The sequence below is a fragment of the Stenotrophomonas thermophila genome (assembly GCF_001499715.1).
Taxonomy (GTDB): Bacteria; Pseudomonadota; Gammaproteobacteria; order Xanthomonadales; family Xanthomonadaceae; genus Stenotrophomonas; species Stenotrophomonas hibiscicola.
In genome coordinates, this window is record NZ_CVIW01000001.1 from 434901 (window position 1) to 447528 (window position 12628).

Annotated in this window: 13 protein-coding genes; 7 read left to right on the top strand and 6 right to left on the bottom strand. The window is 67.4% G+C overall.

Going from position 1 to position 12628, the window contains the following annotated elements; translation table 11 throughout:
* Window positions 1-47: 47 nt before the first annotated feature.
* The 3 genes from BN1263_RS01950 to BN1263_RS01960 are packed head-to-tail and all read right to left on the bottom strand — an operon-like array spanning window position 48 to window position 1280.
* Entirely contained in the window at window positions 48-263 is a 216-nt protein-coding gene (locus BN1263_RS01950) for a hypothetical protein (protein ID WP_058979185.1), read from the bottom strand.
* Window positions 260-913, bottom strand: coding sequence for an RNA polymerase sigma factor (locus BN1263_RS01955; protein WP_058979187.1), 654 nt, complete (start codon window positions 911-913; stop codon window positions 260-262). The genes BN1263_RS01950 and BN1263_RS01955 overlap by 4 nt, the downstream gene beginning before the upstream one ends.
* Before the next feature lie 37 nt (window positions 914-950).
* Entirely contained in the window at window positions 951-1280 is a 330-nt protein-coding gene (locus BN1263_RS01960) for a hypothetical protein (protein ID WP_058979189.1), read from the bottom strand.
* 167 nt (window positions 1281-1447) lie between these two features.
* Between BN1263_RS01960 and BN1263_RS01965 the strand changes: the two genes are divergently transcribed.
* The 5 genes from BN1263_RS01965 (at window position 1448) to hemF (ending at window position 7551) form a co-directional block, all read left to right on the top strand.
* Complete coding sequence (locus BN1263_RS01965) at window positions 1448-3820, top strand: S9 family peptidase (RefSeq protein ID WP_058979191.1); 2373 nt, start codon at window positions 1448-1450, stop codon at window positions 3818-3820.
* Window positions 3817-4236: an NUDIX hydrolase gene (locus tag BN1263_RS01970; RefSeq protein WP_058979193.1), complete on the top strand. Its 420-nt coding sequence runs from the start codon at window positions 3817-3819 to the stop codon at window positions 4234-4236. Before BN1263_RS01965 ends, BN1263_RS01970 begins: the two co-directional genes overlap by 4 nt.
* Window positions 4237-4266: 30 nt before the next feature.
* The gene (locus tag BN1263_RS01975; protein ID WP_058979196.1) at window positions 4267-4827 is read left to right on the top strand and encodes a hypothetical protein; all 561 of its coding nucleotides are present in this window, start codon (window positions 4267-4269) and stop codon (window positions 4825-4827) included.
* Window positions 4828-4968: 141 nt separating this feature from the next.
* Window positions 4969-6615 (top strand): hypothetical protein, encoded by a 1647-nt coding sequence (locus tag BN1263_RS01980; protein ID WP_058979199.1) that lies wholly within the window; start codon window positions 4969-4971, stop codon window positions 6613-6615.
* A gap of 39 nt (window positions 6616-6654) precedes the next feature.
* Entirely contained in the window at window positions 6655-7551 is an 897-nt protein-coding gene (gene hemF / locus BN1263_RS01985) for an oxygen-dependent coproporphyrinogen oxidase (protein ID WP_021203513.1), read from the top strand.
* Between the two features lie 36 nt (window positions 7552-7587).
* On the opposite strand, the gene BN1263_RS01990 is transcribed toward hemF, so the two are convergent.
* Together BN1263_RS01990 and polA are read right to left on the bottom strand one after the other, a co-directional pair.
* Window positions 7588-8067 (bottom strand): DUF421 domain-containing protein, encoded by a 480-nt coding sequence (locus tag BN1263_RS01990; RefSeq protein WP_021203514.1) that lies wholly within the window; start codon window positions 8065-8067, stop codon window positions 7588-7590.
* Window positions 8068-8421: 354 nt separating this feature from the next.
* Window positions 8422-11196, bottom strand: coding sequence for a DNA polymerase I (gene polA, locus BN1263_RS01995; protein WP_058979202.1), 2775 nt, complete (start codon window positions 11194-11196; stop codon window positions 8422-8424).
* A gap of 98 nt (window positions 11197-11294) precedes the next feature.
* Here polA and BN1263_RS02000 point away from each other — a divergent pair, with 98 nt between their 5' ends.
* Window positions 11295-11579 carry a DUF2782 domain-containing protein gene (locus BN1263_RS02000; RefSeq protein ID WP_005411628.1) on the top strand — a complete coding sequence of 95 codons (285 nt, stop codon included), beginning with the start codon at window positions 11295-11297 and terminating at the stop codon, window positions 11577-11579.
* Between the two features lie 258 nt (window positions 11580-11837).
* Here the strand turns inward: BN1263_RS02000 and BN1263_RS02005 are convergent, their stop codons facing one another.
* Entirely contained in the window at window positions 11838-12284 is a 447-nt protein-coding gene (locus BN1263_RS02005) for a universal stress protein (RefSeq protein ID WP_005420335.1), read from the bottom strand.
* 183 nt (window positions 12285-12467) lie between these two features.
* Between BN1263_RS02005 and BN1263_RS20655 the strand changes: the two genes are divergently transcribed.
* Window positions 12468-12614: a hypothetical protein gene (locus tag BN1263_RS20655; protein WP_186008945.1), complete on the top strand. Its 147-nt coding sequence runs from the start codon at window positions 12468-12470 to the stop codon at window positions 12612-12614.
* The last annotated feature ends 14 nt before the right edge of the window (window positions 12615-12628 follow it).

Here is a 12628-nt window from a genome sequence, read left to right on the forward strand (position 1 = left end):
GGTCCTGCAGACCACGCAGAATGCGTCTAACGCATCACCACGTCCTGTCAGCGCCAGAAGTACCAAACAGCCCCTGCCACCAACGCCCCCAGCAACACCACCTGCACCATCACATAGCCCACGCCGCTGTCGCGCGACTCAGCGGCAATGCGCTTCTGCAGCGCCTCGCTCACATTCGGTGTCTGTTCCTGCTGCGCCTGCTCACGCAACGCCTGCGCCAGCGCGCGCTTTTCCGCATCGCGAGGGTCGGTCGGTGGGTTCACAGCAGTTCTCCGGCGGTGGCATGCCGCGTCAGTTCCTGCTTCAGGACCTGGCGCGCGCGGTACAGGTGGCTCTTGATGGTACCGCGTGCCAGCCCGGTCACCTGCTCGATCTCGGCCAGATCGAAATCCTCCAGGTAATGCAGGCCGACGATCAGGCGCTGCGGCGCGCTCAGCCGTTCCAGTGCCACGCCGAGCTGGCGCCCGGCCTGCAGCGCCTCGCTCAACTCGGCGGGCCCGGGGCCTTCATCGCCGATCCCCAGTTCCTCCGGCACCTCCACGGCCACCATCCATTGCGCCTCCAGCCGCCGTCGGCGCAGGTGCTTTAGTGCAGTGGTGTAGGCCACCCGCGAAACCCAGGTACGCAACGAAGATTCAAAGCGGAACCGGTGCAGCTGGCGGAACACGGCCAGGAAGGTTTCCTGCAGCAGGTCAGCCACCTGGTCGCGGTCGCCCACCATGCGTCCGATCACATGCGCGCAGGTGCGCTGGTGGGCTTCAACCAGTTGCGCGAAGGCCGGTTGCGAGCCATCGATGATGGCTCGCACCAGGGCCTGGTCCGCGTCCAGCGCTTTGGCGGGGGCCGCCGTCGCCGCCCTATCCTCGCGGCGAAGGCCGCGCAGTGCCGACAATGCTTCGCCGAGCAGGCTCATCTACGGGGCGCCCCCTGTGCCCGTGGCATGCGCCGGCTCAGCCCTTGCGTGCGGCGGGGCGGGTGAAGTGCCAGGCCAGCAGCTGGCCCAGGCCGGCACTGCCGACCAGCGCGGCAGCGGCACCAAAGGTCAGGTCACGCGCACCGATCGCCTCCAGCAGGCCCATCGCCACGGCCAAGCTGACCAGGCTGATGCCCCAGCGCAGCGCACCCTGGCGGCGGCGCTCTTCTTCCAGCAAGGCCAGCGAGCGGATCACTTCCTCCGGCACGTGCGGGGCCACCAGCTTGCTGCGCGCGCGGGCATCGGCAATGGCATGGATCGCGTAGGCGATGCAGATGAAGAGGGTGATCGGGATCAGTTCCTGCATGGTCGGGCTCCTGTTCGGTGGATGATGCGGGTTCAGGAGAATGGATGCGCGAGGCCGGCCAGCGGTTGCACTACTTTGCCAATCCCGCTGCCATGACCTGTGGCCCCTGCCCCGGGCCCGTGCGGCTGCTACGCTTGCCCGGTTTCCTCTACTGGTGCCGTCCGCCCATGTCCCGAGTGCTGCCCCTGTCCCTCCTGCTGTCGGCCGTGCTGGCCGCACCGGCCGCGCACGCCGCGCCGACGCCGATCACCATTGAACAGGCGATGGCCGACCCGGACTGGATCGGTCCGCCGGTCGAAAAGGCCTGGTGGTCGTGGAACAGCCAGCAGGTGGAATACCAGCTCAAGCGCAACGGCAGCCCGGTACGCGATACCTTCCGCCAGCCGGTAGCCGGTGGCGTGGCCGCGCAGGTGGCCGATGACCAGCGCGGCACCCTGGACGTGGCCGAGCCGGTCTACGACCGCAGCCGCAGCCGCAGCGCCTTCGTGCGCAATGGCGACGTGTTCGTGCGCGACCTGCGCAGCGGCGCGCTGACGCAGCTGACCCGCAGCAACGAGCGCGCGGGCAACGTGAACTTCGCTGCCGACAGCGGCGTGATCTGGCGCGTCGGCCAGAACTGGTTCCACTGGACTGCCGCCAGCGGCGTGCAGCAGGTGGCCAGCCTGAAGGCCGAAAAGGACCCGCGTACGCCGCCGAAGGCCGACGTGCTGCGCGACCAGCAGCTGCGCACGCTGGAAACCCTGCGCCGCGACCGCGAGCAGCGCGAGGCATTGAAGGACCAGGACCAGCGCTGGCGCCAGGCCGACCCGACGCGTGCGCCGGGCCCGGTGTACCTGGGCGCCGACGTGGAGATCGCCGACAGCGTGCTGTCGCCGGACCTCACCCACCTGATCGTGGTGACCAAGCCGAAGGACTTCGACGACGGCCGCACCAGCAAGATGCCGCTGTACGTGACCGAATCGGGTTACGAGGAAACCGAGGACACCCGCACCCGCGTCGGCCGCAATGGCTTCGAGCCGCACACGCTGTGGTACGTGGACGTGCGCACCGGCAAGGCCGATAAGGTCTCGCTGGCCAGCCTGCCGGGCATCAGCACCGACCCGCTGGCCGAACTGCGCCGCAAGGCCGGCAAGGACGCGCTGAAGGGTGAGCGCAGCGTGCAGGTGATGAGCGACTTCATGGGCGGCGGCATCCGCTGGAGCGCCGATGGCCAGCAGGCCGCGGTGATGCTGCGTGCCAACGACAACAAGGACCGCTGGATCATCAGCGTCAGCGCTGCCGACGGCCGTGTGCAGAACCGCCACCGCCTGACCGACAACGCCTGGATCAACTGGGGCTTCAACGATTTCGGCTGGATGGCCGATGGCCGCACGCTGTGGCTGCTGTCGGAGGAATCGGGCTTCTCGCACCTGTATACCCAGGCCGGCACCGCCAAGCCGCAGGCGCTGACCAGCGGCAAGTGGGAAACGTCGGCGCCGGTGCCGTCGGCCGATGGCAAGGGTTTCTACTTCCTGTGCAACCAGCAGGCGCCGCATGACTACGAAGTCTGCGCGGTCGACACCGGCAGCCGCCAGGTGCGCGAGCTGACCAGCCTCAACGGCGTGGAGGATTTCTCGCTGTCGCCGGACGGCCAGCAACTGCTGGTGCGCTACTCCGGCGCCTACCTGCCGGCACAGCTGGCCGTGGTACCGAGCACTGGCGCAGGCCAGGCCCGCGTGCTGACCGACACCCGCACCGCCGACTACAAGGCACGCCAGTGGATCCAGCCGAAGCTGGTGGCAGTGCCATCCAAGCACGGTGCCGGCGTGGTCTGGGCCAAGTACTACGAGCCCGAAAACAAGGAGCCGGGGAAGAAGTACCCGATCGTGATGTTCGTGCACGGCGCCGGCTACCTGCAGAACGTGCACCAGCGCTACCCGGCCTACTTCCGCGAGCAGATGTTCCACAACCTGCTGGTGCAGAAGGGCTACATCGTGCTGGACATGGATTACCGCGGCAGCGAGGGCTACGGCCGCGACTGGCGCACGGCCATCTACCGCAACATGGGCCACCCGGAACTGGAAGATTACAAGGACGGCCTGGACTGGCTGGTCGACACCCAGCAGGGTGACCGCGACCACGCCGGCATCTACGGTGGTTCCTACGGCGGTTTCATGACCTTCATGGCGCTGTTCCGTGCACCGGGCACGTTCAAGGCCGGCGCCGCGCTGCGCCCGGTGGTGGACTGGCACAACTACAACCACGGCTACACCAGCAACATCCTCAACACCCCGGACATCGACCCGGAGGCGTACCGCGTTTCCTCGCCGATCGAGTATGCACAGAACCTGCAGGACAACCTGCTGATCGCCCACGGCATGATGGATGACAACGTGTTCTTCCAGGATTCGGTGAACCTGACCCAGCGCCTGATCGAACTGCACAAGGACAACTGGTCGATCGCACCATATCCGCTGGAGCGCCACGGCTACGTGCGTGCCGATTCCTGGCTGGACCAGTACAAGCGCATCCTCAAGCTGTTCGAGCAGAACCTGAAGTGAGCAACGCCGCAGCCACGATCCGGATCGTGGCTGCGGTCATCCTGGATGACCGCGGCCAGGCGCTGGTGGTGCGCAAGCACGGTGCACGCCGCTTCATCCAGCCAGGTGGCAAGCCCGAACCCGGCGAAGCGCCGCTGCAGGCGCTGGCCCGCGAACTGGACGAAGAACTCGGTGTGCAGCTGTGCGCCGAAACCGCCATCGCGCTGGGCACCTTTGAGGATTGGGCGGTGAACGAGCCCGGCCATCGCGTGCAGGCACAGGCCTGGTGGGTGCGGGTGGACGGCACGCCACAGGCCCGCGCCGAGATCGCCGAGCTGGCCTGGGTGCCGCTGCAGGCGCCGCATGGCCTGCCCTTGGCACCCTTGAGCGAACACCATATCCTGCCGGCGGTCGCCACCCGGGTGACGGTCCGCTGAGCAGGCGGGCGCCGACTGCAAGGACATCGGATGTCAATGTCGATCCCGTCGATCCCCTCGCCGCCGTCCCCGGCCTATCACGCCTGGGTGCGCCCGGTGGCACAGGCTTCGTTCTGGCTGTCACTGCTGCTGACGGCCTACTTCGTGCTGCAGGGACTGGTGCTGTGGCCGCTGCAGAACCTCACGCTGTGGCACCTGGTGGAAAGCGAAGTGCAGCACCAGCAGCTGCACAGCCTGGTCTGGCTGCTGGCGCACCCGGTGGCCGCGTCAATGGTCGTCGCGCTGTTGTGCCTGGCCTCGACCGTGTCCAGCTGGGGCCTGCTGCGTGAACGTCGCTGGGGCCTGTGGAGCTTCGTGGTGCTGCTGCTGTTGAGCGGCTTGAGCAACTTCGCAGTCGCCTGGTGGCTGGACGTGTTCATGCGCGACCTCATCCCATTGCTGGCCGATGACCCGGCCCTGCTGCAGGAGCTGCAGCTGAAACGCTGGCTGATCACGCTGACCGTGGTCGGCATGTCGTTCGTGCTTCTCGGCCTGCAGGGCTGGCTGGCCTGGCGCCTGCTGCGCCCCGACGTGCGCGCGCGCTTCCGCTGAGCTCTCGCCCCCGGCATTTTTGACGCGAACGACCTGCCCGGCACAGACGCCGTGACCGCAGCACAGGCGTTCCAGCGGGTTTGATTGCGGATCGGTGGCGGTTGGCTATCGTGGCCCGCGTCTTTCTGCCCTGGCTCCAAGATGCCTCCTTTCGCCCCACGTCACCTGATTCCGGCCTTCATTGCCTTGTTGCTGCTGACCTGGGCGCAGCAGGCGGCCGCAACCGGTCTGCCACGCTGTGGACTATTCGCGGCCGAAGGCGGTGGCAACCAGCTGCGCGTGGATGGGCCTGACCGCGGGGTGGCGAAGAACACGCACATCTCTGATCGGCCCTTCGTTGTCCAAGAGATCGATGGCGAGCTGAGCCTCGTCAACCTCACCTTCGGAGTTACATCTGGACTGAACGTCCAGCGTGGCGGTCGCGTCCTGCAGCAGGGCAACACGCGCTACCGCCTGATCCAGCCAGCGGCGTGCCTGCCCCCGGTCGAGCACGCGCCAGGCAGCTGCCTGGCAGATGCCCAGCGCTGCCTTGACAGGCATCATCATGAGCTGAGCCTGACGGCGCTGGAATCGGCCTGTGCCGAAGGGGTTCCATTTCTGTGCCAGCGCCTGCCCGATCGCTATCGCGAGGCTGACCAGGCCCCCGGCAGCGATACACCGACCGAAGCACAGATCGCGGTGATACAGGCCACGATGGAAAAGGAGATGGTCGAGATGGACTTCCCCCGCCAGTGTCGCAAGGATGACCCTGCGGCCGACACCGAGGCCTGCATGGCCATCCTGGAAGAGCGGCCAGAGCTGGTCGAGGCCGTCGCCACTGCCATCCGCACGGCCTCGATGGCGGCCAAGATGGTTGAAGTGTTCTCGCCTGCAGCCAAGCCTGCGCTGTCCGACGCGCGATTGCAGCGCCTGCAGGACCTATGCACGCAGGTGGGTGAAAGTGACTTCTGCATGGAGGTTGCCACCCTGCAGTGGACCGCCGGCAATCTGCAGGACGGCAGGGCGGCGTTGCAGATGGCCTGCGAAGGCGGCAACGAGACGTCCTGCCGGCAGGCGGCTGCACTGCGGGCGCTGGATGGGGAGCTGTTGCCGCAGGCCGCCAGCGCCGTGCCCTGTGGCCACTACGTGGCCTCCGGCGGGCTGTTGGACGAACTGACGTTCGGCGATGGTGGACTGGTGGAGGTGGGCTACGGTTCGCGGGTGCGTGCACGCGTGCAGGACGGCCAGATCCGCATGCGCCACGAGCTGGGGGGTGACTACGTGCTGCAACCGTTGGCCAACGGTGACCTGCTGGGGCTGGACGATTCGATGCGTTTTGAGCGCTTCCAGCGACAGCCGGGAAGTGCCCAGTGCAGCGCACCGCTGGTGTTCGACGAAATCCCATTCCCGCAGGATTGCCCACGCGCGTCGGTCGACGGCGAAGCAGAAGCCTGCTGCGCGGCCGGCAGGATGCAGGGCTGCAATGTGCTGGGCAGCCGCGCCGCGCTGGGCGGGAAGTGGGTCGAGGCCAGCCAGCACTACCAGAAGGTGTGCCAGGCCGGCATCCGCGAAGGCTGTGAAAACCTGGCCAGCGTGATGGAGAACAGCAGCAGTGTGGACGTCCGCCCCATGCTTGAGGCCGTCTGCGAGGCCGAGGGCAGTGGCCGCCACGTGGCATGTGACGTGCTGGCGACGCGCAACTGGAGCTTGCTGGGTTTCGGCCAGGCCTTGCAGCGTGCTGTCCAGGAGCAGTCGGCGGACGAGGATCAGACCGGACCGGCGCCACGCACCCCCAACCACAAGCAGTAAGGGGCTTGCCTGCCCGGGCCCTGCGGTAAAGTACGCGCCATGAATGAATTCGAGCGCGTGCGCACCTACCTCACCGACCTGCAGGACCGCATCTGTGCGGCGATCGAGGCCGTCGATGGCCGGGCCCGCTTCCAGGAAGACCTGTGGCAGCGTGCCGAGGGCGGTGGCGGGCGTACCCGCGTGCTGCGCGACGGTGCGGTGTTCGAGCAGGCCGGCATCGGCTTCTCCGACGTTGCTGGCAGCCGCCTGCCGCCGTCGGCCTCGGCCAACCGCCCGGAACTGGCGGGCGCCTCCTGGCGCGCCACCGGCGTGTCGCTGGTGTTCCACCCGCTCAACCCGTACGTGCCGACCACCCATGCCAACGTGCGCTTTTTCCAGGCGCAGCGCGACGGTGAAGTGGTGGCCAGCTGGTTCGGCGGCGGCTTCGACCTGACCCCGTTCTACCCGTTCGACGAGGACGTGCAGCACTGGCACCGGGTCGCACGCGATCTGTGTGCACCGTTCGGCGACGAACGCTACGCCGCGCACAAGCGCTGGTGTGACGAGTACTTCTTCCTGCGCCACCGCAACGAAACGCGCGGCGTCGGCGGTCTGTTCTTCGACGACCTGCACGGCGACTTCGAGCGCGATTTCGATTATCTGCGCGCGGTCGGCGATGGCTTCCTCGACGCCTACCTGCCGATCGTGCAGCAGCGCAAGGACGCCATCTATGGCGAGCGCGAACGCGAGTTCCAGCTGTACCGCCGCGGCCGCTACGTGGAATTCAACCTGGTCTATGACCGCGGCACCCTGTTCGGGCTGCAGAGCGGCGGCCGCAGCGAAAGCATCCTGATGAGCCTGCCGCCGCGGGTGCGCTGGGAGTACGGCTTCTCGCCCGAACCCGGCAGCCCCGAATCGCGCCTGGCCGACTACCTGGTGCCGCGCGACTGGCTCTGAGGGGTGTCGTCGCGCGGGGCGTGGGCTGGGCGCTGGTCAGCTGCCCTTCCGCGCGATGATGGTGATGTGCCCTGTCGTCTCCAGCAGGGCAATCTGCACATCTTCAATCTGCAGCCCGCCCTGCTGGCGCAGCGCGGCATCGAAGTCGGCGCGGCTGATCAGCTCGCGGCGAAGTACCGCCTCGAACAGGCGACCATCGCGGGCGATTACGGTGGGTTCTCCTTCGATCAACCGCTCCATGCGCCGATTCCGAGTGGTGAGCCAGCCCACCCCGTAGTTCAGCAGGATCAGGGTCGCCGCCAGCAGCAGGCCGCCGCCCAGCGAGGTATCCGTGCCCAGCAGCGCGTTCTGCACCGCGTTGCCCAGCAGCACGATCAGCAGCACGTCGAACGGCGTGATCTGCCCCAGAGCCCGCTTGCCGCCCAGCCGGACCATGCCCAGCACCACGACGTAGACCACCACCGCGCGCAGGATGAATTCCCACCACGGCATGGCCAGGGCGAACAGGTCGGGCATGGTCTTCCCCTGCGGAACGGTGGCCCAGCCTAGCACCTGGGGTCAGATCCCTCTGCCCCATCAGCGCCCGGGGTATGCCATCGGCACAAATAAAAAGCCCCGCTGACCAGGGGGAGGTCAACGGGGCCGGGGAACGGGCACTTGGGGAGGAGTCCCCGTTCCGAGATCTGCTCCAGGGGATGGGAGAGATCCACAACAGGCATTGCGCCTGTCGGGAGTTATAGAAGCACTCCGAACACTAACGGTTCGTGAAGGGGCCCCATTTAATGAAATTCAATCGGGGCAACATTCATGGTCGAGTCAGAAACCCCCGACTCATGAACACATTCACGTCGTTTTCGGCCCGGAATGCGGTCAGTGCGCTTCATCCCAGTTGCTGCCGACGCCCGTATCGACCACCAGCGGCACCCGCAGTTTGGCCGCTTGCGACATGCGTTCCACCACCTGCAAGCGCAAGTCTTCGACGAAACTGCTTTCGGTTTCGAACACCAGTTCATCGTGCACCTGCAGGATCATCCGTGCCGGTGCCCCGCTGTCGCGCAGCCACTGGTCCACATCCACCATCGCGCGCTTGATGATGTCGGCGGCTGTGCCCTGCATCGGCGCGTTGATCGCGGCGCGCTCGGCCCCGGCACGCAGGCCCTGGTTGCGGGCGTGGATGTCGTTCAGGTACAGGCGGCGGCCGAACAGGGTTTCCACATAGCCCTGGTCGCGGGCCTGCTGGCGCATCCGCTCCATGAAGTCGCGCACGCCCGGGTAGCGGCTGAAGTACAGCGCCACGTAGTCCTGCGCCTGGCCACGGTCGATGCCCAGGTTGCGGGCCAGGCCGAAGGCGCTCATGCCGTACATCAGGCCGAAGTTGATCGCCTTGGCGGCGCGGCGCTCGTTCGGGGTCACCTCCTCCAGCGTGCGCCCGAACACCTCGGCGGCGGTGGCACGGTGCACGTCGGCACCCTGCTCGAAGGCGCGCACCAGGCCCGGGTCCTCGGACAGGTGCGCCATGATCCGCAGCTCGATCTGCGAATAGTCGGCGGCCAGCAGCTGGCAGCCTTCCGGGGCGATGAACGCGCGGCGGATGCGACGACCGTCCTCGGTGCGGATCGGGATGTTCTGCAGGTTCGGGTCCGACGAGGACAGGCGGCCGGTAGCGGCGCCGGACTGGTGGTAGCTGGTGTGCACCCGGCCGGTGTCCGGATTGACCATCTCCGGCAGCTTGTCGGTGTAGGTGCTGCGCAGCTTGGCCAATCCGCGGTAGTCGAGGATCACCCGCGGCAGTTCATGCTGGTCGGCAATCGCCTCCAGCGCCTCTTCATTGGTGCTGGGCTGGCCCTTCGGGGTCTTCACCACCGCCGGCAGCTTCAACTCGTCGAACAGCACCGCCTGCAACTGCTTGGGCGAATCCAGGTTGAAGCTGCGGCCGGCCAGCTCGGTGGCCTTCTGCTGCGCGGCCAGCATGCGCGAGGACAGGTCCTGGCTCTGCCGGCGCAGTTCGTCGGTGTCGATCCGCACGCCATTGGCTTCGATGCTGGCCAGCACCGGCACCAGCGGCATCTCGATGTCGCGGTACACGCTGTCCAGCGCCGGCTCGGCCAGCAGCTGCGGCTGCAGCGCGCGATGCAGGCGCAGGGTGATGTCGGCGTCTTCGGCCGCATAGCGGCTGGCTTCGTCGATGCCCACCTGCGAGAACGGGATCTGCTTGGCGCCCTTGCCGGCCACGTCCTCGAACTTGATGGTGCTGTAGCCCAGGTAACGCAGGGCCAGCGAATCCATGTCGTGGCGGGTGGCGGTGGAGTTGAGCACGAAGCTCTCGAGCATGGTGTCGTCGTGGTAGCCCTGCACGTCCACGCCGTGGCGGCGCAGCACATGCAGGTCGTACTTGCCATGCTGGCCCAGCTTCTTCTTCGCCGGGTCCTGCAGCGCCGGGCGCAGTGCGTCCAGCACCTGCTGCATCGGCAGCTGGGCCGGCGCACCCGGGTAATCGTGGCCGACCGGAATGTAGGCCGCCCTGCCCGGCTCGACCGCCAGGCTGATGCCGACCAGGCGCGCGCGCATCGCATCCAGTGCGTCGGTCTCGGTGTCGAAGCTGATCAGGTCGGCCTGCTGCAGGCGTTCGACCCAGGCCTGCAGCTGCTCGGCGGTCAGCACGGTCTCGTACTCACCTGGTGCGGCCAGCGCCGGATCCAGCGTGTCCGCTGCCGGTGCCTCGGCGCTGCCCCGCGCGAAGCCGGCCGCGGTACCGCGCAGGCTCGGGGTGGCCTCGCTGGCCACTGCCGGCGCCGGCACAGGCGCACCCAGTTCCTTCAGCGCCTGGGTGAAGCCGTAGCGCGTATAAAGTTCGGTCAGCTCCGGCACGTCCTGCTCGCGCAGCGCCAGGCTGGTCGGGCTGGCCTCGAGCGCCAGGTCGGTGCGGATGGTCACCAGCTCGCGGTTCAGCGGCAGGCGTCCCAGTGCAGCGCGCAGGTTCTCGCCGATCTTGCCCTTCATGGTCGGCGCGGCTGCCATCACGCCGTCCAGGTGCTGGTACTCGGCCAGCCACTTGGCGGCGGTCTTCGGCCCGCACTTCTCCACGCCCGGCACGTTGTCGACCGAGTCGCCCATCAGCGCCAGCAGGTCGATGATCTGGTCGGCGCGCACGCCGAACTTCTCCATCACTGCCGCATCCGAATCCATGCGGCTGCCGGTCATGGTGTTGACCAGCTCGATGCCCGGCCGCACCAGCTGGGCGAAATCCTTGTCGCCGGTGGAGATGGTCACCTTCAGGTCCTGCGCCAGGCCCTGCAGCGCCAGCGTACCGATCACATCGTCGGCTTCCACGCCAGGGATGCGCAGGATGCTGATGCCCAGCGCCTCGACGATGCGGCACATCGGCTCGACCTGGCTGCGCAGCTCATCGGGCATCGGCGGGCGGTTGGCCTTGTACTGGTCGTACAGGTCGTCACGGAAGGTCTTGCCGGGCGCATCGACCACGAACGCGACGTAGGCCGGGCGTTCTTTCAGCGTCGAACGCAGCATGTTGACCACGCCGAACAGCGCGCCGGTGGGCTCACCCTGTGCATTGGACAGGGGCGGCAGCGCGTGGAACGCGCGGTACAGGTAACTGGACCCGTCGATCAGGACTAATCTGCTCATGCGCCGATTCTACGCGCCCGTGCCTGCAGCGCGACGACACGGCCCGCACCTGGCGATGGGGCATAATCAGGGCTCTCTCCAGGCAAAGGCCCCCGCCGATGAAGACCCTGATGCTGGCTTCCCTGCTCCTGCTCGCTGGCTGCGCCAGCATGGGTGGCGCAGGTGCTCCCCCGGTGGACGTCAAGGGCGCCGATGTCTCCAAGCGCACCATGGACAACGGCGATGTCATCGAGGAATACCGTGTGTCCGGCCAGCTGCGCATGGTCAAGGTGACCCCGTCGCGCGGTGCCCCGTTCTACATGTATGACAAGAACGGCGATGGCCGATTCGACAACGACAAGGATGGCGTGTCGCCGGTGTACTGGAAGCTGTACAGCTGGTGAGGTGACCGGGGTCGGATCCCTCTCCACAGGAAAGGGCTCTGACCCCTCAAGGCCATCGGCACGGCCCATCCACGCATGGCGTGGATCTACCGGGACAACGAACGTGGATCCACGCCATGCGTGGGTGACCGCCTATCAGTAGATCCACGCCATGCGTGGATCCGCCCCCCGATCCCCGACAAAAAAGCAACGCCGGCGCGCATCCTGCGGCCGGCGTCGGGTCCCCTCCCCGGGAACGCTTGGATCAGTGGGTGTGGATCAGCGGATGACCAGCACCGGCAGCGTGCTGCGCGCCAGCACCTCGGCGGTCTGGCTGCCCAGCAGCACGCGGGTCACGCCCCGGCGGCCATGCGAGGTCATCACGATCAGGTCGCTGTTGCGCTCGGCCGCCGTCTCGATGATGCCGTCGGCCGCGTAGCGGTCCAGCACGTGCACCGGGTTGGCGGTGATGCCCTGCTCGGCGGCCTTGGCCAGCGCCGGCTGCAGCACCTTCTGCGCGCCTTCCTCGCGGTCGGCCTTGTATTCCGGGCTGTTCATGTAGCCCACGCTCCAGCCCATGGCGTCATACATGCCGACGGCCCACGGCTCGGAAACAGTGACGATATCGACCTCGGCATTGAGGTCCTTGGCCAGCTCCAGGCCCTTGGCCAGGCCCTTGTCGGCCAGCTCGGACCCGTCAGTGGCAATCAGGATGCGCTTGTACATGGTGGGGCTCCGTGGCGGTCTGCCAGATGGGAACAACACCATTACACACCGGATGTGCAGGCCACGCCTTGAGCAGGATCAATCCGGCGCCGCGCAGGGGCGTGCGCACCGCCCGCTTGCACGCACCGGTCGGGCGGCGCATGCTCGGCGGGCGGCGCACTGCCGCGCCCAAGGACGACCGACATGCAGGACGACAAGCCGCCCGTCTGGAGTTCCCAGAAGTCCATCATGGTCGCCGCGATCATCGCCTTGGCGGTGCTGTTCGGCGGCTACCAGATCGGCAAGGACATGGCGCTGCGCGACAACGCCCGGCAGTCAGCCGGCCGATAACCTGCTGCCGTAGA